22 protein-coding genes and 1 tRNA gene are annotated in these 23,526 nt (G+C 70.0%); 14 read left to right on the forward strand and 9 right to left on the reverse strand.

Annotated features, from left to right (window positions below; translation table 11 throughout):
- Positions 1-122 precede the first annotated feature (122 nt).
- Complete coding sequence (locus tag G515_RS20035) at positions 123-575, forward strand: single-stranded DNA-binding protein (RefSeq protein WP_051217985.1); 453 nt, start codon at positions 123-125, stop codon at positions 573-575.
- A gap of 74 nt (positions 576-649) precedes the next feature.
- Complete coding sequence (gene ettA, locus G515_RS0107300; RefSeq protein ID WP_028659626.1) at positions 650-2,332, forward strand: energy-dependent translational throttle protein EttA; 1,683 nt, start codon at positions 650-652, stop codon at positions 2,330-2,332.
- Positions 2,333-2,440: 108 nt separating this feature from the next.
- Here ettA and G515_RS0107305 read toward each other — a convergent pair whose 3' ends face one another.
- Positions 2,441-2,938: a MarR family winged helix-turn-helix transcriptional regulator gene (locus tag G515_RS0107305; protein ID WP_028659627.1), complete on the reverse strand. Its 498-nt coding sequence runs from the start codon at positions 2,936-2,938 to the stop codon at positions 2,441-2,443.
- Positions 2,939-2,963: 25 nt separating this feature from the next.
- A complete protein-coding gene (locus G515_RS0107310; RefSeq protein WP_028659628.1) occupies positions 2,964-4,178 on the reverse strand; it encodes an acetyl-CoA C-acetyltransferase in 1,215 nt (404 codons plus the stop codon).
- 197 nt (positions 4,179-4,375) lie between these two features.
- Here G515_RS0107310 and G515_RS0107315 point away from each other — a divergent pair, with 197 nt between their 5' ends.
- Positions 4,376-5,242, forward strand: a complete 867-nt coding sequence (locus G515_RS0107315; protein WP_028659629.1) for an acyl-CoA thioesterase — start codon at positions 4,376-4,378, stop codon at positions 5,240-5,242.
- 33 nt (positions 5,243-5,275) lie between these two features.
- Here G515_RS0107315 and G515_RS0107320 read toward each other — a convergent pair whose 3' ends face one another.
- On the reverse strand, positions 5,276-5,833 hold the full coding sequence (locus G515_RS0107320; protein ID WP_028659630.1) for an RNA polymerase sigma factor: 558 nt from the start codon (positions 5,831-5,833) through the stop codon (positions 5,276-5,278).
- A 976-nt stretch (positions 5,834-6,809) separates the two neighbouring features.
- Positions 6,810-7,181 carry a globin gene (locus G515_RS0107325; protein WP_028659631.1) on the reverse strand — a complete coding sequence of 124 codons (372 nt, stop codon included), beginning with the start codon at positions 7,179-7,181 and terminating at the stop codon, positions 6,810-6,812.
- A 91-nt stretch (positions 7,182-7,272) separates the two neighbouring features.
- Here G515_RS0107325 and G515_RS0107330 point away from each other — a divergent pair, with 91 nt between their 5' ends.
- Complete coding sequence (locus G515_RS0107330) at positions 7,273-7,698, forward strand: OsmC family protein (protein ID WP_028659632.1); 426 nt, start codon at positions 7,273-7,275, stop codon at positions 7,696-7,698.
- A gap of 145 nt (positions 7,699-7,843) precedes the next feature.
- Here the strand turns inward: G515_RS0107330 and G515_RS20040 are convergent, their stop codons facing one another.
- Complete coding sequence (locus tag G515_RS20040; protein WP_084653262.1) at positions 7,844-8,938, reverse strand: mechanosensitive ion channel family protein; 1,095 nt, start codon at positions 8,936-8,938, stop codon at positions 7,844-7,846.
- 112 nt (positions 8,939-9,050) lie between these two features.
- Here G515_RS20040 and G515_RS0107340 point away from each other — a divergent pair, with 112 nt between their 5' ends.
- From G515_RS0107340 to G515_RS0107360, 5 genes are all read left to right on the forward strand, one after another.
- Positions 9,051-9,395: a hypothetical protein gene (locus G515_RS0107340; protein ID WP_028659633.1), complete on the forward strand. Its 345-nt coding sequence runs from the start codon at positions 9,051-9,053 to the stop codon at positions 9,393-9,395.
- Between the two features lie 5 nt (positions 9,396-9,400).
- The gene (locus G515_RS0107345) at positions 9,401-9,775 is read left to right on the forward strand and encodes a DUF5130 family protein (protein WP_028659634.1); all 375 of its coding nucleotides are present in this window, start codon (positions 9,401-9,403) and stop codon (positions 9,773-9,775) included.
- Between the two features lie 71 nt (positions 9,776-9,846).
- A tRNA-Ala gene (locus tag G515_RS0107350) sits at positions 9,847-9,919 on the forward strand.
- A gap of 221 nt (positions 9,920-10,140) precedes the next feature.
- A complete protein-coding gene (locus G515_RS22570) occupies positions 10,141-11,085 on the forward strand; it encodes an LLM class flavin-dependent oxidoreductase (RefSeq protein WP_051217986.1) in 945 nt (314 codons plus the stop codon).
- 9 nt (positions 11,086-11,094) lie between these two features.
- Complete coding sequence (locus G515_RS0107360; protein WP_157571039.1) at positions 11,095-11,454, forward strand: hypothetical protein; 360 nt, start codon at positions 11,095-11,097, stop codon at positions 11,452-11,454.
- A 33-nt stretch (positions 11,455-11,487) separates the two neighbouring features.
- On the opposite strand, the gene G515_RS0107365 is transcribed toward G515_RS0107360, so the two are convergent.
- Both G515_RS0107365 and pepN read right to left on the reverse strand, forming a co-directional pair.
- Positions 11,488-12,087, reverse strand: a complete 600-nt coding sequence (locus G515_RS0107365; RefSeq protein WP_028659636.1) for a class I SAM-dependent methyltransferase — start codon at positions 12,085-12,087, stop codon at positions 11,488-11,490.
- Between the two features lie 103 nt (positions 12,088-12,190).
- Positions 12,191-14,749, reverse strand: coding sequence for an aminopeptidase N (pepN, locus tag G515_RS0107370; RefSeq protein WP_028659637.1), 2,559 nt, complete (start codon positions 14,747-14,749; stop codon positions 12,191-12,193).
- 134 nt (positions 14,750-14,883) lie between these two features.
- On the opposite strand from pepN, the gene G515_RS0107375 reads away from it, so the two are divergent.
- The 5 genes from G515_RS0107375 (at position 14,884) to G515_RS20055 (ending at position 21,207) form a co-directional block, all read left to right on the forward strand.
- Positions 14,884-16,569: a CHAP domain-containing protein gene (locus tag G515_RS0107375; RefSeq protein WP_169570473.1), complete on the forward strand. Its 1,686-nt coding sequence runs from the start codon at positions 14,884-14,886 to the stop codon at positions 16,567-16,569.
- A gap of 77 nt (positions 16,570-16,646) precedes the next feature.
- The gene (locus G515_RS0107380; protein WP_028659639.1) at positions 16,647-17,261 is read left to right on the forward strand and encodes a DsbA family protein; all 615 of its coding nucleotides are present in this window, start codon (positions 16,647-16,649) and stop codon (positions 17,259-17,261) included.
- 79 nt (positions 17,262-17,340) lie between these two features.
- Positions 17,341-18,579, forward strand: a complete 1,239-nt coding sequence (locus G515_RS22575) for a peptidoglycan recognition protein family protein (protein WP_051217987.1) — start codon at positions 17,341-17,343, stop codon at positions 18,577-18,579.
- Between the two features lie 81 nt (positions 18,580-18,660).
- Complete coding sequence (gene metG / locus G515_RS0107390; RefSeq protein WP_028659640.1) at positions 18,661-20,463, forward strand: methionine--tRNA ligase; 1,803 nt, start codon at positions 18,661-18,663, stop codon at positions 20,461-20,463.
- A gap of 60 nt (positions 20,464-20,523) precedes the next feature.
- Positions 20,524-21,207: a Clp protease N-terminal domain-containing protein gene (locus G515_RS20055; protein WP_051217988.1), complete on the forward strand. Its 684-nt coding sequence runs from the start codon at positions 20,524-20,526 to the stop codon at positions 21,205-21,207.
- A gap of 66 nt (positions 21,208-21,273) precedes the next feature.
- Here G515_RS20055 and G515_RS0107400 read toward each other — a convergent pair whose 3' ends face one another.
- On the reverse strand, positions 21,274-22,956 hold the full coding sequence (locus G515_RS0107400; protein ID WP_028659641.1) for a DUF885 domain-containing protein: 1,683 nt from the start codon (positions 22,954-22,956) through the stop codon (positions 21,274-21,276).
- A gap of 35 nt (positions 22,957-22,991) precedes the next feature.
- A complete protein-coding gene (locus G515_RS0107405; RefSeq protein WP_028659642.1) occupies positions 22,992-23,417 on the reverse strand; it encodes a VOC family protein in 426 nt (141 codons plus the stop codon).
- Positions 23,418-23,526: the final 109 nt, after the last annotated feature.

The following is a 23,526-nucleotide window of genomic DNA, read 5'->3' on the forward strand; positions in this document are numbered from 1 at the left end:
TCACCCCTGTCCCCAGCACGCTGCGTCCCGGGAGCGCTCGGTGCCGAGAGCACGGAAGCTTGACCTCGACAGCGATGGTGCAGCGCCGCCGGGTAGCCCGCGCGGAGCGGAGGGGAGAGCTGATGAACGAGACGATCGTGACGGTGCGAGGGTACGTCGGAGCCGAGGTGTCCCTGCGGGCCGCGGGTGAGGTCGACGTGGCCAGTTTCCGGGTGGCCGCTACGCCGCGCCGCTACAGCCGGCGCACGGAGAGCTGGTCCGATGCGCCGACCCAGTGGTTCACGGTGAGCGCGTGGCGGGGGCTCGCGGGCAACGTGGCGACCTCGCTGCACACCGGCGATGCGGTGATCGTGCAGGGCCGGCTGTCCCTGCACAGCTGGACCGACAGCGAGGGCGTCGAGCAGACCAGCTACGAGATCGACGCCGACCTGGTGGGGCACGACCTCAGCAAAGGCACAGCGGTGTTCACCAAACCGGTGCGCGAGCCCCGAGCCGCCCCTGAGGAGGAGGCCGTCCAGCCCGCCGATCCGGTCTCGGACTGGCGGGTGCCCGGGGGTGACAGCACGGCTGCGTGAGCGCGACCATGCCAGGCCGTCCCGGGGAGGCCGCCGACGCGTTCACCTTGGGTGATGTGCCCTAGCCTTGGGGCATGGCGGAATACATCCTCAGCCTGCGCAACGTGCGCAAGGCGCATGGTGACAAGGTCGTTCTCGACAATGTCACGCTCTCCTTCCTGCACGGCGCCAAGATCGGTGTGGTCGGCCCCAACGGCATGGGCAAGTCCTCGCTGCTCAAGCTGATGGCGGGTCTCGACCAGCCCAACAACGGCGACGTGATCCGTGACCCCGACGGCACGGTCGGCATGCTCCAGCAGGAGCCGCCGCTCTCCGAGGGCAGGACGGTGCTGGAGAACGTCGAGGAGGCCGTTGCCGAGATCAAGGGCAAGCTCGACCGCTACAACGCGATCTCCGAGCAGATGGCAGACCCCGACGCCGACTTCGACACCCTCCTCGCCGAGATGGGCGACCTGCAGACCGACCTGGACCACGCCAACGCGTGGGATCTGGACTCCCGGCTCGAGCAGGCGATGGATGCGCTGCGCTGCCCGCCGCCCGAGTCACTGGTCGACAACCTCTCCGGTGGAGAGCGCCGCCGGGTCGCCCTGTGCAAGCTGCTGCTCCAGCAGCCCGACCTGCTCCTGCTCGACGAGCCCACCAACCACCTCGACGCCGAGTCCGTGCAGTGGCTGGAGGGCCACCTGAAGGCCTACCCGGGCGCCGTCCTCGCCGTCACCCACGACCGGTACTTCCTCGACAACGTCGCGGAGTGGATCGCCGAGGTCGACCGTGGCCAGATCCACGGCTACGAGGGCAATTACTCCACCTACCTGGAGACCAAGAAGGAGCGCCTCAAGATCGAGGGGCAGAAGGACGCCAAGCGGGCCAGGATGCTGGAGAAGGAGCTGGAGTGGGTCCGCTCCAACGCCAAGGCCCGGCAGACCAAGAGCAAGTCCCGTCTGGCCCGCTATGAGGAGATGGCGGCGGAGGCCGAGCGCACCCGCAAGATCGACACCGCGGAGATCAACATCCCGGCCGGTCCTCGGCTGGGGGACGTCGTCTTGGAGGCCAAGGGGCTGGTCAAGGGCTTCGAGGGCCGCACCCTGTGGAACGACATCAGCTTCAGTCTGCCCCGCGCCGGCATCGTCGGCGTGGTCGGCCCCAACGGCGTGGGCAAGACGACCCTCTACCGGATGATCATGGGGTCCGAGCAGCCCGATTCGGGTGAACTCAACGTCGGGCAGACCGTCAAGATCTCCTACGTCGACCAGAGCCGTGGCGGCATCGACCCCCAGAAGAACGTCTGGGAGGTCGTCTCCGACGGACTCGACTTCATCAAGGTCGCCAACTTCGAGATGAACTCGCGGGCCTACGTCGCCTCGTTCGGGTTCAAGGGGCCCGATCAGCAGAAGAAGTCCGGGGTGCTCTCCGGCGGTGAGCGCAACCGGCTCAACCTCGCCCTCACCCTCAAGATGGGCGGCAACATGCTGCTGCTCGACGAGCCCACCAACGACCTGGACGTGGAGACGCTCTCCTCGCTGGAGGACGCACTGCTCGACTTCCCCGGCTGCGCCGTGGTGACCTCGCACGACCGCTGGTTCCTGGACCGGGTGGCCACCCACATCCTGGCCTGGGAGGGCACCGAGGAGAGCGAGGGCGAGTGGTTCTGGTTCGAGGGCAACTTCGCCTCCTATGAGGAGAACAAGATCGAGCGTCTCGGTGTGGAGGCCGCCCGGCCGCACCGGGTCACGCACCGCCGCCTGACTCGCGACTGACCAGCGACTGAGCAGAGCCACCGCTCGGCCGGCCGACGACGAAGCCCCCACCCGGATCATCCGCGGTGGGGGCTTCGTGTCCCTCGGCTGAGGTGACGGTCGGAGAACTCAGGGGGCCGGCGCGGGCTGACGGATCTCCATGTGCGGGTGGAGGGCGATGAGGTTGTCGGCCACCACGTTCATCACCCGCCCGAGGGCCTCGTAGTCCTCGGTGCCGACCAGGTCGACCAGGTAGGACCGCACGCTCTCCACATGCGAGGGGGCCGCCTGCCGGAGCATGCGCATGCCTTCCTCGGTGATCTGAGCGACCACTCCGCGTCCGTCCTCGGCTGTCTGGGTGCGACGGACCCAACCGGACTTCTCCATCCGAGTGATCGTGTGGGTGACACGGCTACGGCTGTGGGCCAGCGAGTCCGCCAGGTGAGCCATCCGCATCTGGCCGTCGCGCTCGGAGAGCCGCACCAGCACCTCGTACTCGCCCAGCGAGATGTCGAAGTCGCGGCGCAGGTCATCGTCGAGACGGTCCAGCAGGAGTGTCATACCGATCAGCAGCGCCCGCCAGGAGCGCTGCTGATCGGCTTCGAGCCAGCGTGTCGAGTCGTTCACGCTCTCAGTTTAGGGCTGACAGCGGTCAGATCCGCTCAAGGATCAGCGCCATGCCCTGACCGCCACCGACGCACATCGTGATCAGGCCGGTGCTCTTGTCGTGCCAGTCCAGTGAGTTGAGCATGGTGTTCTGGAGTCGGGCGCCGGTCATGCCGAACGGGTGCCCGACCGCGATCGCGCCACCGTTCACGTTGAGCCGGTCGAGGTCGATCCCGAGTTCCTGGTACGACGGGATCACCTGGGCGGCGAACGCCTCGTTGATCTCGACCAGGTCGATGTCGTTGATGCTCATGCCGGCGTGCCGGAGCGCCTGCTTGGTGGCTTCGACCGGGCCCAGGCCCATGATCTCGGGGGAGAGGCCGCTCACCCCCGTGGACACGATCCGCGCCAACGGGGTGACCCCGAGTTCGGCGGCCTTGGTGTCGGACATGATCACCACGGCAGCGGCGCCGTCGTTGAGCGCGCAGCAGTTGCCGGCGGTGATCCGGCCGTCCTCGCGGAAGACCGGCTTGAGTCCGCTGATGGCCTCCAGGGTGACGCCCGAGCGAGGACCGTCGTCGGCGGAGACGACGGTGCCGTCGGACAGCGTGACCGGGGTGATCTCGCGGGCCCAGAAGCCGTCCGCGATCGCCTTCTCGGCGAGGTTCTGGCTGCGGACGCCGAACTCGTCCATCTCCTGCCGGGAGATGCCCTTGAGCTGGGCGACGTTCTCGGCGGTCTCACCCATCGCGATGTAGACGTCGGGGAGCAGGCCGTCCTTGCGCGGGTCGTGCCACGGGGTGTTCGCCGCAGAGGATGCCTTCGTACGTTCCTTCGCGTCGGCGAAGAGCGGGTTCTGGGTGTCGGGCAGGTGGTCGGAGGTGCCCTTGGCGAAGCGGGAGACGGTCTCGACGCCGGCGGAGATGAACACGTCGCCCTCGCCCGCCTTGATCGCGTGGAAGGCCATCCGGGTCGTCTGCACCGAGGAGGAACAGTAACGAGTGACGGTCGCGCCCGGCACGGTGTCCCAGCCGTTCAGCACGCTGACCACGCGTCCCATGTTGCTGCCGGACTCGCCACCGGGCAGCCCGCAGCCGAGGAGCAGGTCGTCGACGGCGTCCGGTTCCAGGCCAGGCACCTTCTCAACGGCCGTCCTGGTGATGAAGGCGGCGAGGTCGTCGGGACGGAAGTCCTTGAGCGACCCCTTGTTCGCGCGGCCGATGGGGGTGCGTGCCGCGGAAACGATGACTGCCTCGGGCATGGGTTCTCTCCGTACGAGTCAGGGATTGGGACCTTGGTCACCCTAGGCCATCCCGGGTCATCCGGACCGGGCTGAAAGGTGACCTGCCCCACACGTTCGAGGGGGTGCGGAGCCCGGACTGGTTGGCCGGCACAACCGGCGGGTGCGCTACGCCACGACATGCTCCGTCGTACGCCGGGATCTGGCACCATCAGCCCGTGCGCCACCTCTACCAGTGCCCGATGCGTTGGGCCGACATGGATCAGCTGGGTCACGTCAACAACGTGGTCTACGTGGACTACCTGCAGGAGGCGCGGGTGGACATGCTGCGTGTCCACGCCCGTGGTCCCCAGACCGACGGGCTCGCCGAGGGCACGGTGGTCGCCGAGCACCAGGTCACCTATGTCGCCCCAGCCACCTTCGGCTTCCGGCCGATCAGCATCGAGACCTGGGTGACCGAGATCCACGCGGCGTCCTTCACGATGGCCTACGAGGTCTTCCACGAGGACGCCGACGGGCTGCGGACCGTCTACCTACGGGCGACGAGCGTTCTGGCGCCGTACATCTTCAGCACCGAGCTGCCGCGCCGCCTCACCCACGGGGAGAGGGAGTCGCTGGCGGTCTACCTGGAGCCAACGCCCCGGCCGCGGGTGCAGATCGGGGAGACGCGACGTAGCGAGGCGGGTCACTATCCGCTGCGTGTCCGCTTCTCCGACGTCGACGCCTACGGCCACGTCAACAACGTCAAGTACTTCGAATACTTCCAGGAGGCCAGGATCAAGGCGCTCGCGATCGCGGCCGGCGGCGCCGACGTCCCGCGGCCGGCGATGGTGGTGGCGCAGACCGATGTCGTCTATCGGCGTCCGATCCTGTTCCGCGCCGACGCCTACGACACCTGGACCTGGGTCCATCGGGTGGGCACCAGGTCACTGGAACTGCACGCCGAGATCCGTGACCCGCAGGTCGAGGGCCGCGCCGGAGCACTTGCCCGAGGGCGCTTCGTGATGGTGCTCTTCGACCCGACGACCGGGCGGAGCATCGAGCCCACCCCCGAGACCCGCGCCTTCCTCGAGCGGCTCGGCTGATCCTGGTCGTCCGACCGGGCAGCGGGGCGAGGGTCAGGTCAGCTGGGGGAGCGGTTCTGGGGTGGTGGCGCGAAGACGCTTGAGGGCTCGGTGACGTGTGACCCGCACGGAGACCGTGCTGGTGCCGAGGGCCGCAGCGGTCGCGGCTACGTCGAGCCCGACGACCTCCAGGCACGAGATCACGTCGCGCTCGCGCGACGGCAGGGAAGCGAGCGTGGCGCGCACCCAGTCCTGACCGGACACGACCGAGTCGGGGCCGGGCACGCTGCCGCCCAGTTCCACCAGATCCGCGTGCTCGCTCGGCGAGGTCCGCCGACGTCCACTCTTGCGTCGGGAGTTGGCCGCGAGGTGGCGGGCGATCCCGAAGAGCCAGCCGGCGAAGTCGGAGGAGGTGCCGTGGAAGGTGCGCAGTTTCGAGGCGGCGGTCAGCCAGGCCTCCGAGGCGAGATCCTCGGCGCTCTCGATGCTGTCGGTGGAGCCGCGGGTCTCCAGCCAGACGAGAAGACGCCCGGCGTGGGCTCGATAGAGCGCTCGCCAGGCATCCGGGTCGCCGTTCTTCGCGTCGGCGATGAGGTCATCGTCAGTGGCCACGGTCCCTCACTGAATCATGGGACCCAGCGGAGGGATAGTCCGACCCTCGTCGATCGGTGTCGCGCCATCGCCATTCCCAGGCATGCCGCGAGCCGGGATCTCGATCCCGGCTCTGTTCGTCCGATCCGTCGGAGTGGTTGTCCCCTCGGTGGTCATCGTGGTCCGAATCCTGATCGGGCCAGTTCCAGTTCCAGCCCGAGCCCCAGTGATCCTGGTCTCGGGCACCCTCGTCGCTGTGGCGATCACCGCTCGATCGCGGGGGATCGGGTTTCTGCCCCGGAAGTTCGATGGTCGAGTTCCCCCGCGAGCCGGTGGACCCGTGGCGGGATTCACCGGACTTGCTGGACTTGCCTGACTTGCCGGGGTCGGTGGCTGCCTCCGGTCCGCCCCCCTTGGTCGCGGGTGGGTCCGGTGGCGTCGCAGGCGCTTCCTGGTGCTGTGAGGGCGCGTCCTGCCCCGGCCGCTCGGCGTCGTCGGTGTGGGGATCCGACGACGCCTCGGGTGCGGCCGGGGCTGAACGCGAGATGCCGGCGCCGGGGTCTACCGTCGTGGGGTCGGTAGACTCCGGCGCCCGCTGGATGGCGCCGCGAGGGGATGAGGCGTCGCCATCCGGACTCGAGGGCGGGAGGGACGGGCCCATGGAGGGGCCACCCGCGGGTTCAAGTGGGGACTCGATCCCAGGTGTGGCTCCGAGGAGCCACGAGACCGAGGCGACCGCGGCAACAGCCGTGGCCGCGAGTAGAACCCGGATTCCCGCCGTACGAGCCGGTCGAGGGGCGGAGCTGAGCTCCACCAACTGAGCGAGCAGCACCGGATCGGGCTCCAGCGCCGGGATATGGGCGCGGAGCTCGGTGAGGGGCGGCTGACTCGTCATCGCTCAATCGGGTCGGGATGCGCGGTGCGCACCGGTGAACAGGCTTTCCATCCTCTACCTGTCGCGGGCTGGCGGGAGCGTTACGTCGGGATCGAAGTTTTTTCAGACCGGCGTGTTCACCATGAACTGGGCCGCGTGGGTGACGTACTCCCAGAACCGCTGATCCTGCTCAGGAGTGAGATCCGCGGCGTCGAGACCGGCCCGGAAGTGGTGCAGCCAGTGGTCGGCTGCGTCCGGGGTCACCGGGAACGGCGAGTGCCGCATCCGCAGACGTGGGTGGCCGCGGGTCTCGGAGTAGGTCGTCGGACCGCCCCAGTACTGGCACAGGAACAGGAAGAAACGCTCCTCGGCAGGGCCGAGATCCTCCTCGGGGTACATCGGCCGGAGGAGTTCGTCCCCCGCGACGCCCTCGTAGAACCTCGCGACGATGGTGCGGATCGTGTCGGCGCCGCCGATCTCGTCGTAGAAGGTCACCCGCCCATTGTGCCGAGCACCCGGTTGCCCGACATATTCGCCGTGGAAGACTCTGGGTGTCTGCTCACCGATCATCGAGGGAGAAACATCCATGCCCACCATCCGCAACGCCACGACCGTCTGGGAGGGCACCCTGTTCGAGGGTGCCGGCAAGGTGACCCTGGACTCCTCAGGTCTGGGCACCTACGACGTCTCCTGGCCCTCGCGGGCTGAGGAGGCCAACGGCAAGACCAGCCCCGAGGAGCTCATCGCGGCCGCGCACTCCTCCTGCTTCTCGATGGCCTTCTCCAACGCGCTGGCCAAGAACGACACCCCGGCGACCAGCCTGACCACCACCGCGGCGGTCGAGCTCACCCCCGGCACCGGGATCACCGGCATCAAGCTCACCGTTCGCGGCACCGTGCCCGGCATCGACAACGCGACCTTCGTCGAGCTGGCTGAGGGCGCCAAGGCCGGCTGCCCCGTCTCCCAGGCGCTCGCCGGCACCACCATCACCCTGGATGCCGCCCTGAGCTGAGCCTCGTCGCCGGTGCGTGCCACGGACCTGGGGCACCAGGTCCGTCGTCCCGCCGGTGGGGTACGACGAGGGGCCGCAGCCCTGCCGGCTGCGGCCCCTCGTCGTACCCGCTCTCAGTCGTACCCGCTCTCAGTCGTTCCTGCTCTCAGTCGTTCCCATCGGGGGAGTCGCCGTCGTGGAGCGGCGCCCGGCCGCGGTCGATCCCGCCGCTGCCGTGCCGCGTGGCCTGGCCGGCCATCGCCCGGTCGGACTCGGAGGGCAGGCCGTACTTGGTGTCCGGCTCCTCGCGATGCCACACCACCCGCTGGGGGAGCGGGATCTCGATCCCCTCGTAGTCGAAGCGGGTCTTGATCCGCTGGCGCAGCTCGCGGGCGATCTCCCACTGCTCGAGCGGGGCCGTCTTGACCAACAGGCGCACTGTCACGAAGTCGGGTCCGAGCACCTCGACGCCGGTCACCGTGGGCTCCTCGACGACGATGCCCCGGTACTCCTCGTCGCTCCACAGGTCGTGCGAGATCTCCTGGAGCAACTGCTTTACGCGGGCGAGATCCGAGTGGTAGCCGACGTTGATGTCGACCACGGCGCAGGACCAGTTCTGGCTCATGTTGCCCACCCGGCGGATCTCGCCGTTCGGGACGTACCAGACCGTGCCGTCCAGGGCTCGTAGCCGGGTCACGCGGAGCGTGACCGCCTCCACCGTTCCGATCGCCTCGCCGAGGTCGATGACGTCGCCCACGCCGTACTGGTCCTCGAAGACCATGAACATGCCCGACACGTAGTCCTTGACCAGCGACTGGGCACCGAAGCCGACGGCCAGACCCACGATTCCGGCACTGGCGATGATCGGCGCGATGTTGATCCCGATCGCGGACAGGATCATCGTCCCGAAGATCGCGGCGATGATGACGGTGATGACGCTCTTGAGGACGTTCCCCATCGTCTTGGCGCGTTGGATCCGGCGGCCCTGATAGGCGGGGTCCTCCTCCGCACCGCGCAGCCGGCCGAATCCCTTCGCGCCCTTGTCGGAGGAGTTCCTGGGGGCGGTGGCCTGCTTGACCACCCGGTCGACGACCTTGAACAGGAGCCACCGGACCACGACCGCGGAGACGATCAGGATCAGCACGGTGAGCGGCTTGCCGAGCAGGATCTCCGCGAGTTGGCCGACGGTCTGGTTGCCGGTCCAGTCCTGCACCGTGCTGCAGATACTGTCCGGCGTACAGGGTTCGAGCTGCTCCAACATGGCGCCCAGTATCCCCACCGAGCAAGCCAGAGCCGAGTCCTCGACGGCCCGCGGTGGCCGGGAGGGGCGGCCGGCGGTGAGTTCTGCGAGGCGAACCGATATCCTGCCTCGCGTGAGCACGCCGCACTCCTTCCTCCGCCGCGCCGTCGTCGCCCTTGGATCGGGCCTCGTTCTGGTCGCGGCCCTCGCCGCCCCCGCCTCCGCCGATGTGCCGGAGGGCTGGAGCAACCCGGACGAGATGAGCTGGCTGGCGCTGCTCGGGATCGTGCTGGGCCTGCCCATCCTCATCGCTCTGGTGATCAGCGCGATCGTGATGGTGCCCTCGCTGCTGCGCGGTGAGGGCTTCAGGGTCGACACCGAGTCGGTCACCTGGGTCGGTGGCCCCAGCAGCGGCACCGCGGAGTTGGCCGAGGGCGGCAAGCACGCCGACTCCGGCGGCGCGAGCGCGCGTTTCTGATTCCTGTGCCCATCGCCGATCGCCGTTCCGGTGCCCTGACCTCGCCGGAGCGTTTTCGCCTCGAGGAGGCCGTCCGCAAGGCCGAGCTCACCTCCAGGGTCGAGTTCAGTGTCTTCCTCGGGGCCGCGGACGGTCCGCCCCGCGCGTACGCCGTTCGCCTGCATGAGACCTTGAAGACCCCCTCGCGCACCGTCCTGGTCTTCGTCGACCCGGTGGCCGGTGCCCTCGAGGTGGTGACCGGCGGCGACGTACGCCGCACGCTGACCGACCAGGAGGTCGGTCTCGCGGTCCAGGAGATGCTCGGCTCCTTCGCCGAGCAGGACCTGGTAGGTGGTCTGATCCGCGGGATCGGCCTGCTCGCCGAGCACGCCCGCTCCTGACTCCACCCCGGTGTGCGGGTGGCTGGAGCGGTCTGGAATACTTCGACACGTCGGTGCGCAAGCGCCGTCCCGGGGCTGTGGCGCAGCTGGTAGCGCATCTGCATGGCATGCAGAGGGTCAGGGGTTCGAGTCCCCTCAGCTCCACCGGATCGAAGCAGAGAGCCGGACCTACGGGTCCGGCTCTCTGCGTTTCCTCGGCACGACGGCCCGGAGCCTCGGCGGAGGCCGTCCACTCGCCGGCGGAACGGGTCGCTGGACTGACGTGAGTCCTCGAGGCCCGGGTCGACGACCTCAGCCAGGTGCGCGGGAAGCAGGGGCGGTTTCGGGTGGCCTCGGGTGGCCTCGGGCGGCGTAGGGTGCGGAGGATGAGGTTCGGGGCGCACCTGCCGCTGCTCGATCTCGACCCGGCCGCGGCGCGGCCGCTGAGCCACTACCTCGAAGCGGCCCGCGCGGCCGGCTTCGACTCGGTCTCGGCCAACGACCATCTGCTCTTCCGCAGGCCGTGGCTCGACGGGATCGTGGCGTTGGCCAGTCTGGCCGAGCGGAGTGCAGACCTCACCCTGGCCACCACCGTGGCGCTGCCGGTCATCCGCGGGCCGATCGCGCTGGCCAAGGCGGCCGCGGCTCTGGCTGACCTGTCCGGAGGACGGTTCGTGCTCGGGGTCGGGGCCGGATCCTCACCCGAGGATCACGCCGCCGTCGGACTGCGGTTCGAGGAGCGCTGGCAGCGATTCGACGAGGCGGTCGTGGTGCTGCGCGCGCTGTTGGCCGGGGGCCCGGCGCCGGTCGCTCCGCGCTTCTACGAGTTGCCGGAGGGGTTCGCGCCTCGGCCGGACCGGCCGGTCGCGGTGTGGATCGGCTCGTGGGGCTCGGCTGCCGGACTGCGCCGGGTCGCTCGGCTGGGGGACGGGTGGTTGGCCTCGGCGTACAACACCACCCCGCAGCGCCTTGCGGCCGGGCGCGCCGAGCTGCGGACGGCGCTCCGGGCCGAGGGCCGGTCCGACGACTCGGTTCCGGTCGCCCTCGCCACGACATGGACCTACCTCACCGAGAGCCGTGGTACGGCGCAGACGATGCTGGCCGGGCTGGCGGCGATGCTGAACCGCGACCCGGTCGCCCTGGCCGAGCAGGTCCTGGTGGGACCTGCGGGGGAGTGCGCAGAGAAGCTCGCGAGGTACGCCGAGGCGGGCGTCGGGACCGTGTACGTCTGGCCGGTCGAGGACGCCGTCGCGCAGGTGCGGCGGTTCGGCGCCGAGGTGATCCCGCGGCTGTCGGGTGAGCTGGCGGAGCCCTGGGGCGGCGTTCACTAGGCTGTGGTGATGGCTGACCTGGATGCGGTCGAGGCCGAGATCTGGCGGCTGCTCGACCGATACCGCGACGAACTGGAAGAGGCGACGATCTACGGCATGCCGTCGCTGCGGTGGCCCGGGTCCGGGGCCCACGACTACTTCGCGGCCGTGCAACGGAGCGCGCGGAAGGTGAGCGTGTACGCCATCGGGGTGGACACCTGGCCGGAGACGCTCGACGGGTCCTCGGCGGCGTTCAGGAAGCGACGCACCGGCAAGGCGACGTTCTCCTTCCCCACCATGGACGAGGACACCGCTGCCGAACTGGAGGCCTTCCTGGCCCGGCTCTACCGTCCCTATCGGGAGCACCACGCCGGACGCTCCGCGCTCTAGGGGACCGTCGAGGAGTCCGCGACGCGGTGCGAGTCAGCGCAGCAGGGCGACCAGGAAACCGCTCTCCGGGGTCCAGCCGACCAGGTCCCAGGTGGAGAGCCTGAGGTCGACGCTCCAGCCGGTCGCCTCCGCGTCCGCGAAGAACTCATCGAACGGGTAGCCGCGCTCCGCACCGAACCCGATCGCGGCCCGGCCCTCGGGCCGCAGGACGGCGCGCAGGCTGGTGAGGACGGCCCGGCGGGTGCTGGGAGCGACGAAGGTCATCACGTTGCCCGCACACACCAGCGCGTCGAAGGGCTCGGTCACACCGGCCGCGGGCAGGTCGAGCTCGGCGAGGTCCTGGACCAGCCAGGTCGGCCCGGGATGGTCCTGTTCGGCCGCCTCGATCAGGGCCGGGTCGACGTCCACGCCCACCACAGTGTGGCCGCGGTCGGCCAGCGCAGCGCCCACCCGGCCCGGACCGCAGCCGGCGTCGAGCACCCGGGATCCTCGCGGCACCATCGCGTCCACCAAGCGGGCCTCGCCGTCGAGATCCTGGCCCTGCTCAGCGAGGTCGCGGAACCGCTGGATGTACCACGCCGAGTGGCCCGGTTGTGCTTCCACCTGACGCATCCACAGACTCTTCTCGGCCATGACCGCATTGTGCCGGACCGATGCTCGACGCCGCGCACGGGACGACGCCCCCGTGCGAGCATGCTCGCACGGGGGCGTCGTGGCGCCGCGTCCTACGGGGTGCTCAGCGCTCCTCGGCGTCCTTGGCCTGCGCCGCCAGGGCGCGGGCCACCTCGGCACGGCCCTCGCGCACGTAGCGCTTGGCGGCCGGCTCGGCGGGCGAGGACTCCAGCCAGGCGTCCACAGTCTCCAGCAGTGCGGGGGAGGCGAGCGGCTTCGGGAAGATGTACTCCAGGACCACCGAGGCCCGGTGGGTGCCGAGGTGCTCCCAGAGCGTGTCGGCGGCCAGGAGGTACTTCTCGACGTACGGCGCCAGCACCTCGTCCTGGCCGTGCCGCATGAACGAGAACACGATCGAGCGGGCGGTCTCGTTGGGCGTGCCGGTCTCGACCACCGCGGCCTGCCAGGCCGCCGCCTTGGCCTCGGCGCTCGGCTGGGCGGCGCGTGCCGCGGCCGCGTGCTCCTGGCCGGAGATGGTGTTGTCGCGTTCGAGCTCGGCGGCGATCTCCGCCTCACCGTAGGCGCCGGCGGCGGCCAGACCGGTGATCAGGATCCACCGGAGATCCTGGTCGACCTCGAGCCCCTCGAAGACCAGGGTGCCCTCGAGCAGCCCCAACAGGTCGGCCACGGCGGACTCGCTGCGGCCCGCGGCCGCGTAGCTGCGGACGAAGGTGAGCTGGTGGTCGCTGCCCGGTTCAGCCTGCTCGAGCAGGTCGCGCAGGCCACTGGCCCAACGCTGCTGGAGCTCGGCCCGGCGGGCGGGGGCGGAGAAGGAATTGACCGCCTGGGCGGCGTACGCCGGGATCCGGCTGACACCCCAGGCGTCGGTCTCGGCACCGATGTTGGCCAGCACCAGGCTGACGAAGTCGGTGGCGGTCATCTCGGCGTCGCGGGTCATGTCCCAGGCGGCTCCCCACACCAGGGCGCGGGCGAGGGAGTCCTCGAGCCGCGAGAGGCCGCCCACCGCGGTCGCGAGCGACCGCTCGTCGAGCCGGATCTTGGCGTAGGCGAGGTCGCCGTCGTTGAGCAGCAGCAGGTCGGGCTGGGTCTGGCCGATCAGCTCGGCCACATCGGTGCGCTCACCCCGGACGTCGACCTCGACGTAGGTACGGCGCACGAGGGCGCCGTGCGCGTTCTTGTCGTACAGGCCGATCCCCAGCCGGTGCCGGCGGAGGGTCGGCCAGTCGGGGTGGGCGCTCTGGCGCACCGCGAAGGATCCGTAGCCACCGTCGTCGGTGAGGGTGAACTCCGGCGCGAGGGTGTTCACGCCGGCGGTCTGGAGCCACTCACCGGCCCAGCTGTCCAGCTCGCGGCCCGAGGCCGTCTCGAGGTGGCGGAGCAGGTCGCGGAACTCGGAGTTGCCGAACTCGAACTCCTTGAAGTACGCGCGGAGCCCGTTGAGGAAGGGCTCGAGGCCGACCCAGGCCACCAACTGCTTGAGCACCGAGGCGCCCTTGGCGTAGGTGATCATGTCGAAGTTGACCTCGACCGCCTGGAGGTCGTGGTTGTCGGCGGCGATCGGGTGGGTGGTGGGCAGCTGGTCCTGGCGGTAGCCGGTCTGCTTGCGCGCGTTGGCGAAGCCGGTCCAGGCGTCGGTGAAGTCGGTGACCTCGGCCTCGGCCCAGTAGCAGGCCCATTCGGCGAAGGACTCGTTGAGCCACAGGTCGTCCCACCACCGCATGGTGACCAGGTCGCCGAACCACATGTGCGCCATCTCGTGCAGGATCACCGAGGTGCGGAACTCGTAGAAGGACCGCGGCTGGCGGCTGCGCGGGAGGTACTCGTCGCGCAGGGTCACGCAGCCGGCGTTCTCCATCGCCCCCATGTTGTACTCGGGCACGTAGAGCTGGTCGTACTTCCCGAACGGGTAGGGGTAGTCGAACTTCTCCTCGAACCAGGCGAAGCCCTGCTTGGTCGTCTCCACGATGTTGTCGCGGTCCAGGTAGGGCACCAGCGACTGGCGGCAGTAGTGCCCCAGCGGGATGGTGCCGAACTTGCCCTCGTAGACGTCCTGCACCTCGTGGTACTCGCCGGCCACGATCGCGGTGATGTAGGTGGACATCGGCTTGGTCGGGGCGAAGCGCCAGACCGCCGAGGCGCTGTCGGTCGGGTGCGCCTCGGGGGCAGGCGTGGGGGAGTTGGAGACCACGGCCCAGTCCGCGGGCGCGGTCACGGTGAAGGCGAAGGTGCTCTTCAGGTCGGGCTGCTCGAAGGTGGTGAACACCCGCCGGGCGTCGGGCACCTCGAACTGGGTGTAGGCGTAGACGCGGTCATCGACCGGGTCGACGAAGCGGTGCAGGCCCTCGCCGGTGTGGCTGTAGGCGCAGTCGGCCTCGACCACCAGCACGTTGTCGGCCTCGAGGTCGGCGAGCGCCACCCGCGAATCGGCGTAGACCTCTGCCGGGTCCAGGGAACGGCCGTTGAGCGTGATCGCGTGGACCGTCGCGCCGACCAGGTCGGCGAAGGTCCCCGCCCCGGGCGTGGTGCACGTGAAGCGCAGGGTCGTGGTGGACCCGAAGACCTCCTCGCCCTTGGTGAGATCCAGGTCGACGGCGTAGGAGGTGACGTCCAGCAGGGCGGCTCGGGTGCGCGCTTCGTCGCGCGTCAGATTGGTGCCTGGCATGGTGCGCAGTCTCTCATTGCGGACCGAGCGACGGCGGACGGGTGCGGGGATTCACGCTCAATCCGAGAATTACAAAAATGTAGTTCCCCGACCGGCGTGTCACTCTTGACAACTTTCTGCATATGGTTCACCACGTGCATCTCCAGTCACATGGTTCACAACCATCACGCCGGTACGCCGGGCGAGCGGCGGGTCTCGCTCTCCTGGCGCTCCTCCTGCCCCTGTGCGCCACCCCCGCCGTGGCCGAGCCGACCGTGCCGGACGGTGCCCGGTCCTGGGGCTCGTTCTCACCGGCCACCAGGCTCACCGGCTCCACGCTGCTGTGCAGCGGGTACTCGGCGTGCAGCTCGGCGGGGTACTCCGACGCGGGGTACGGCGCGGCCAGCGGCCGGATGTACTGGCAGATGTACTCGGGCGTGAACTGCACCAACTACGCGGCGTACCGCTTGATCCGCAACGGCATGTCGAGCAGCCGTCCGTGGAGCGGTTCGGGGATGGCCTACAACTGGGGCCGGGCGATGGGCCAGCGCACCGATGCCACCCCGACCGTCGGCTCGATCGCGTGGTGGGAGTCGAACCGTCCCGGCATCGGCAGTGGCGGCCACGTCGCCTACGTCGAGAAGGTGACGGCCACCGAGATCGTCGTCTCGGAGTCGAACTGGGGACGCTCCTTCGACTGGCGTCGGATCAGCAGGACCAGCAACACCTGGCCCTCCGGCTTCATCCATTTCAAGGACGTCGCCCAGAAGCCGTTGGTGAACACGGCCCGGCCGGCGTTGAACGGCACGGCCAAGATCGGTCACTTCCTCACCGCCAGCGCGGGTCGGTGGAACCAGCCAGGCGTCAAGCTCAGCTATCGGTGGTACGACAACGGGGTCCCGTTCAAGGTCACCACCGCGAAGTTCCGGCCGATGCGGGCGCGACTGGGTCGTCGGCTCTCGGTCAAGGTCACCGCGAGCAAGTCCGGGTTCTCCTCGGCGAGCGTGATGACACCGGCGACCCAGCCGATCGCGCCGGGTGACCTGGCCAACCGCCGAGCCCCTCGGATCAGCGGTTCGATGGCGGTCGGCCAGACCCTGACCCTGGATCCCGGCAGCTACACCCCGGGAGCCGAGGCCAAGGCGGTGCAGTGGTACGCCGACGGACGGCCGGTGGCCGGCGCGACCGGGGCCAGTTTCGTGGTGAACCAGGCGCACGCCGGCGCGACCGTCACCGCCGCCGTCACGGCCCGACGCCGAGGCTTCAACGATCTCGCGGTGCGCTCGGCCCCGGTCGGGCCCGCCGGCGACCCGGCGGTCGGCGTACGCGGGGGCGGCACCGTCTCGGGTGCCGCGGTCGTCGGTCAGACCCTGACCGCGACCCCGGTCGTCACGACCCCGGCCGACGCGACCGCCGTCTACTCCTGGTTGCGCAACGGCCAGCCGGTCGCCCAGGGCCGCAGCTACCGAGTGCGTAAGACCGACGTGGGTGCGAGCCTCGCCCTGCGCGTCATCGTGCAGAGCGCGGGCCACCGGTCCACAGAGGTACGACGGGAGGCAGGGGTCGTCCGCAGCAAGCCCTGGTTCCGGGTGCGTGCCGTGGGGAGGAAGCACGGCGCCGTGGTCCGCATCTGGGTCGCCTCACCAGGTGTCCTCCCGACGCCCGGGTCGGTATCGGCTCAGGTCGGTGGGCGCACGCTGACCGCGCGACTCGTGGATGGCAAGGCCGTCCTGCGCTTCGCGGGACTGCGGCCGGGCGCCCAGCGCGTCGTCGTGAATCACCCCGGTGGGGGCGTCCTGCTGCCCGCGTCGACAAGCACCACCGTGCGGGTGGCCTCCTGAGGAGGAATCCGGCGGTAGCGGGGCGCGGTCGAGACGACCGCGCCCCGTTTTTCGCGCCGGATGCTTGACTGTCCTCCATGACTGGCACTACGAGCGACAACGTCGACTTCTGGTTCGACCCGGCCTGCCCCTTCGCCTGGATCACCTCTCGCTGGATCCTCGAGGTGGAGAAGGTGCGCGACCTCTCGGTGACCTGGCACATCATGAGCCTGGCCTACCTCAACGAGGACAAGGACATCCCCGAGGACTACCGCAGGCTGCTCTCCACCGCCTGGGGACCCGTGCGGGTCCTCGCGGCCGCGGAGGCGAAGCACGGCAAGGACGCGCTGCTGCCGCTCTACACCGCGCTCGGCTCCCGGCGGCACATCGAGGGCCAGGAGTTTACCCGTGAACTGATCGAGGGCGCGCTGGCCGAGGCGGGGCTGGAGACCGACCTGGCCGACGCGATGGATGAGCATTCCTACGACGAGGCGATCAAGACCTCCCACCACCTCGGCATGGACCAGGTCGGCAACGAGGTCGGCACCCCGACCATCGCCTACCGCGGCAGCGCGTTCTTCGGACCCGTGATCACCAAGGCGCCCAAGGGTGAGGAAGCGGGTCGGCTGTGGGACGGGTTCTCGATGGTCATGGAGTATCCGCACGTCTTCGAGCTCAAGCGCGCCCGCACCGACGAGCTCAACTTCAGCTGAGTCCGTCTCGAGGCGGGCGACGCGCCGAAGCACGCCCGGTCCGGTCGTGAGCCGGGCGACTGTCCGATCATCTGTCACCATGCAGACGTCGCGCTTCCCCCGCCTGCCCCGTGCCCATGCCCGTCACACCGCGGGGGTGGCGACGATCGCCCTCGCCGTAGGTCTGATGATGGCTCCGCCGGCCCAGGCCGAGCCTCGGAGCGGGACGCCGACGGCGCCGGGCCGCAGCATCGACGGGCCGCTCCTCCGGCTGGCCCCCACCGGTGGCGTCTCCTCGCTGGACGTCGATCTCGACGGACGGCTGGAGAGGAGCGCTGCGAAGACCTGGCGCACCGGGGTGCTCCGCACCTCCGGGTTCACCATGCTCGGGCTGACCTGGGCCGAACCATCCAAGACCTCCCACCGGGAGCCGGTCGTCCGTGCTCGGGTCCGTACGGCGGAGGGATGGCGGCGCTGGCAGGTGCTGCCGCAGCAGCACGACCTGCCCCAGGCCGACGAGGCGGCCGGGAAGGCGGGCACCCAGCCGGTCTGGGTCGGCCGCGCCCGTGCCGTCCAACTCGAGATCCGGCGTACTCTCCCGGCCGGGCCGACCCTGGCGCTGATCGAGCCCGACGCCGCCGGCCGGCAGGCGACCGGGAAGGCCGTGATCCGGCCGCGGCCGGCGCCCGCACCGGCCGAGCGTCGGCTGGGCGCCGCCGCCCGCCCGAAGTCGGCGCCGGTCCCGAAGATGTTCACCCGTACGCAGTGGGGCGCCAATCCCCGCTGGCTCAACGGGACACCGCGCTACGCCCGGACCGTCCGCCAGATCCACATCCACCACACCGCGAGCAGCCTGTCCTACTCACGAGCCGACGTCCCCGGCATCCTGCGCGGCTTCTACCGGTACCACACCCACAGCCTGGGCTGGTACGACATCGGCTACAACTTCCTGGTCGACCGCTTCGGACGCGCCTGGGTGGGGCGCTCGGGGGGGCCGTTCCGCGTCGTCCGCGGTGCGCACACCCTGGGCTTCAACCATGCCTCGGTCGGGGTGGCGGTGATCGGTTCCTTCGACCGGCGGCCACCCGGGCCCGCGGTGATCCGGATGCTGGGTCGCATCGCCGCGTGGAAGCTCGACCGATACCACCGCAAGCCGCGGGCCCGCACGCTCCGGATCTCCGAGGGCAGCGATCTCTTCCCGGCCGGCCGGAAGGTCTGGCTCAAGGTGATCGACGGCCACCGCGACACCAACCAGACCGCCTGCCCCGGGCTGGCGCTCTACAACAAGCTGCCCCAGATCCGACGGATCGCCGCCCGCCGGTCGGCGTACTTCAGCTGAGTCCTGGCTGACCCGGTCCTCGGTCCCGCGGCCGAGCACCGATGAGGATCGCCCCGGAGCCCGACACTAGGATCAGGGACCATGAGCAAGGTCCTCTCCGCAGTCGCTTGGCCCTACGCCAACGGGCCGCGTCACATCGGCCATGTCGCCGGTTTCGGCGTACCCTCCGACATCTTCAGTCGCTACATGCGGATGGCCGGCCACGACGTGCTGATGGTCTCCGGCACCGACGAGCACGGCACGCCGATCCTCATCGCCGCCGACGAGGCGGGCGTGACGCCGCAGGAACTGGTCGACAAGTTCCACCGGATGATCGCGGAGGACCTCTGCTCCCTGGGCCTGACCTACGACCTCTACACGCGTACGACGACCCGCAACCACCACGCCGTGGTCCAGGAGCTCTTCCGGGGCGTGTATGAGAACGGCTACTTCGTCGAGCAGACCGCCTACGGCGCGATCAGCCCCTCGACCGGGCGCACCCTGCCCGACCGCTACATCGAGGGCACCTGCCCGATCTGCGGGGCCGCCGGAGCCCGCGGCGACCAGTGCGACAACTGCGGCAACCAGCTCGACCCGCACGACCTGATCGACCCCGTGTCCAAGATCAACGGAGAGACGCCGGAGTTCATCGAGACCCAGCACTTCTTCCTCGACCTGCCAGCGCTCGCCGAGGCGCTGGGCGCGTGGCTCGACGAGCGCGAGCAGACCGGCCTGTGGCGGCCCAACGTCATCCGGTTCAGCCAGAACATCCTCAAGGAGATCCGGCCCCGGGCGATGACCCGGGACATCGACTGGGGGATCGCGGTGCCGCTGGAGGGGTGGCGCGAAAACCCCACCAAGAAGCTCTACGTGTGGTTCGACGCGGTGATCGGCTACCTGTCGGCCTCGATCGAGTGGGCACGTCGCTCCGGTGACCCGGAGGCCTGGCGACAGTGGTGGAACCCCGCGCCGAGCGGCGCGGACGAGCCCGTGTCCTACTACTTCATGGGCAAGGACAACATCACCTTCCACTCCCAGATCTGGCCGGCCGAACTGCTCGCCTACTCCGGCAAGGGCAGCAACGGCGGCAAGCCTGGGCACTACGGCGAGCTCAACCTGCCGACCGAGGTCGTCTCCAGCGAGTTCCTCACCATGGAGGGGAAGAAGTTCTCCTCCTCCAAGAAGGTCGTCATCTACGTGCGCGACCTGCTGAGCCGCTACCAGGCGGACGCGTTCCGCTACTTCGTGGCCGTCGCCGGTCCCGAGACCCAGGACAGCGACTTCACCTGGTCGGAGTTCGTGCGCCGTACCAACGACGAGCTGGTGGCGGGCTGGGGAAACCTGGTCAACCGCACCGCCAACCTGATCGCGAAGAACTTCGGTCAGATCCCGGCCGCGGCCGAGCTGACCGACGCGGACCGAGCCGTGCTCGACCTCGTCGATGCCAGCTTCGGCACCGTCGGCGACCTGATCGAGCGCCACCGGCAGAAGCAGGCGATCGGCGAGGCGATGCGGGCGGTCGGCGAGGTCAACCGCTACCTCGCCGAGACCGAGCCATGGAAGATCAAGGACGACCCGGCCAGGCTCGGCACGGTCCTGCACGTCGCCGCCCAGTGCGTGGCGGACCTCAATCTCGTGCTCTCTCCGTTCCTCCCGTTCTCGGCCAACGCGGTCGACCGGGTCTTCGGGGGCAGTGGGGAGATCGCGCCGCTGCCGCGCATCGAGGAGGTCGAGGATCTCGACGGCGGCGCCGGCTACCCGATCATCACCGGTGACTACACCGGGGCTCCGGCCTGGCGTCGTACTCCCATCGCGGTCGGCACCCCGGTCAGCAAGCCGACGCCGGTCTTCACCAAGCTCGACCTCGAGGTCGTCGACGAGGAGCTCACTCGGTTGGGGCAGTGAGCAGAACGGCTTGTCAACCCTGGGTTGACGGGCGAATTGCGTCAACCTAGGGTTGACGGCATGACTTCCGTGCCGTCTGTGACCATCTCGCTCGAGGACCTCGTGGCCGGTATCGGCCGCGCGCATGACGATGTGCTCGACCAGCTCGCCGACGCGGCCATCCTCGGTAGCCACCTCACCGCCGTCGCGGACGACCTGATCGGTCACTTCGTTGCCCAGGCACGTGCCTCGGGGGCCTCCTGGAACGACATCGGCGCCAGCCTCGGGGTGACGCGTCAGGCCGCCCAGAAGAGGTTCGCGGTCCGCGCCCGGGACGAGGCGGCCCGGGAGAAGGAGCCGCTGGACCCGAGCCAGGGCTTCAGTCGTTTCACCCCGGCCGCGCAGCAGGCGCTGATGGCGGCCCATGCGTACGCCGTCGAGGGGCGCGCCGCGTGGGTCACGCCGGCGCACCTGCTCCTCGGGGTGATGGCCGACGAGGCGCTGACAGTCCGGTTGGGTGCATTGGACGTGGACGCGGCGGCGTTCCGCGACGCCGCCGAGGAGCGGCTCCCCGCCGCGGTGGAGACCCCGCCGGTGCCGGTGCCCTACGACGAGGAGACGCAGATGCTGCTGCTGGCCGGCTTCGAGCAGGCCCAGCGGCGCGCGGCCGAGGACGTCGACACCGTGCACCTGCTGCTGGCGCTGGCCGAGCGGTGGCCCGCGGAGGGGCTGTTCGCCGGTCTGCCGCTCACCCGTCTCCACTGAGCTGCGGCCGAGTGACCCGCCGGGCGTGGCTGCCGTCGGGATCACCGTGCCGCGGGTGGCGCGTCCTCAGATCCTGTCCAGAGCCGCACGGAGCGGGTCGAGACCGAGCGACCCAAGATCGAGAGCGGACCGGTGGAACGACCTGAGGTCGAACGCCTCGCCGTGGCGCGAACGGGCGCTCTCCCGGGCCTCCAGCCAGATCCGCTCGCCGACCTTGTACGACGGCGCCTGACCGGGCCAACCGAGGTAGCGCTTGACCTCGAAGTCGAGGAAGGCGGGGTCCATCAGACAGTGCTCGCCCAGGAACTCCCGGCCCAGGTCGGGCGTCCAGCGCTCGCCCGGATGGAACCCGAACGGGTTGTCGGCGGGGATCTCCAGCTCCAGGTGCATGCCGATGTCGACGATCACCCGCGCGGCGCGGAAGCTCTGCCCGTCGAGCATGCCGAGCCGGTCGGCCGGGTCGTCGAGGTGGCCCAGCTCCTCCATCAGCCGCTCGGCATACAACGCCCAGCCCTCGCCGTGGCCGCTGACCCAGCAGAACAACCGCTGCCACCGGTTGAGCAGGGCGCTGTTGTGGGTGGCCTGGCCGATCTGCAGGTGATGCCCGGGCACACCCTCGTGGAAGACCGTCGTCACCTCCCGCCACGGCGAGAACCCGGTGACCGACGCCGGCACCGACCACCACATCCGACCCGGCCGGGTGAAGTCCTCGCTGGGCCCGGTGTAGTAGATCCCGCCGTCGTCGGTGGGCGCGATCCGGCACTCGATCCGCCGGATCGGTTCGGGGATGTCGAAGTGCGTCTCGGCGAGCTCGGCAAGGGTGCGGTCGGCGAGCTCCTGCATCCAGTCGCGGAAGGCCTCCGTGCCGGTGATCCTGGTCGACGGATCGGCGTCGAGGTGGGCGACCGCCTCGCGCACCCCGGCGCCGGGCAGGATGCTGTCGGCGGTGCGGGCCATCTCCTTCGCGATGCGGTGCAGCTCCGACCAACCCCAGGCGTAGGTCTCCTCGAGATCGACGGTGGCGCCGAGGAAGCGGCGCGACTCGAGGGCGTACTGCTCCCTGCCGACCGCCTCGTTGTCGCGCCCCCGGGGCGCCAGGGTGCGCTCGAGCATCCGGCCGAACTCGGCCAGCGCGGCGTTGGCCCCGGCGGCGTGAGCGGTCAGGTCGGTGCGCAGCTCCAGCGACAGGTCGTCGGGCGCCTGGGCGGCGAGTTCGGTGAAGAACGCCCCGGTGCTGCCCTCCTGCGCGGTCCAGTGCCGGATCTGGCCGGCCACCGCGGCGTACTGGCGGGCCGCGACGAGGTGGCCCTGGTCGGCCTCCCGGATGAGGGTCGAGGCGTAGCCCGCCAGGGCCGTGGGGACGCCGGCGAGGCGTCGGGAGATCGCGCTCCAGGCCTGTTCACCCTCGGTGGGCATCAGATCGAAGACCTCACGGAGCTCGTGCACCCCGCTGGCGATCACCGAGAACTGGGACCTGGACAGCCCGGCATCGAGCAGTTCGACATCGAGCCCGGTGCGTTCGAGGAACGCGTCCCGCGCGATGGTCTCCCGTTCGTCGACCGGAGTCAGCGCCGTGACGTCGGCCAGGGCCCGCCGGGTGAGTTCCTCACGGGCCGCGAAGCCGTCGGGGGACAGGTCGGGCAGGTCATGGTCGTGGCCGGCGATACCGACCTGGGTCGCGGTGATCGGATCGAGGGCGGCGTACTCCTCGACGAATCGGTCGGTGCGGTCATCGACGGCTCGGGTCACCCGACGAACCTACTGCCCGGCCCCCACGGCGCCGCTCACTCGGTGCCGATGTCGAACATCCAGCTGACGCCGAACCGGTCCGTGAATGCGCCGTAGTGGTCACCCCAGGGCGCGAGCTCCAGGGGCATCTCGACCTGGCCGCCCTCGGAGAGGGCGGCGAACGCGGCCCTCAGCCGGTCGTGATCCGCCGGGCCGCCGGTGTGCGCGATCGTCACCCCGGGGGTCGGCGCGACGTAGGTCATCCCGGCGGGGGTGTCGGAGGCCATCAGCACCAGCCCGTCCTCGGTCGTGACCTGACCGTGCATCACCAGGTCGGCCTGATCGGGCTCGACCGGCATCTCATCGCTCGCGAACTCGCCGAAGGTGCTGATCTCGAGCTGACCGCCGAGTGCCGCGGCGTAGAACTCCAGAGCCGCGCGGGCGTCACCGTCGAAGCTTAGGTAGGGGTTGAGCGTCGCCATCCGTGTCTCCCCGGAGAAGTCGGGCCCCGTGGCCCGTTCGGCTCTCACCCTAGTGATTCCGGCGTGGTCCTGACAGGCCCCTCGGCCCGCTGGCAGGACCCTCCGGACC

The sequence above is a fragment of the Nocardioides insulae DSM 17944 genome (assembly GCF_000422825.1).
In the GTDB taxonomy this organism is placed as follows: domain Bacteria; phylum Actinomycetota; class Actinomycetes; order Propionibacteriales; family Nocardioidaceae; genus Nocardioides; species Nocardioides insulae.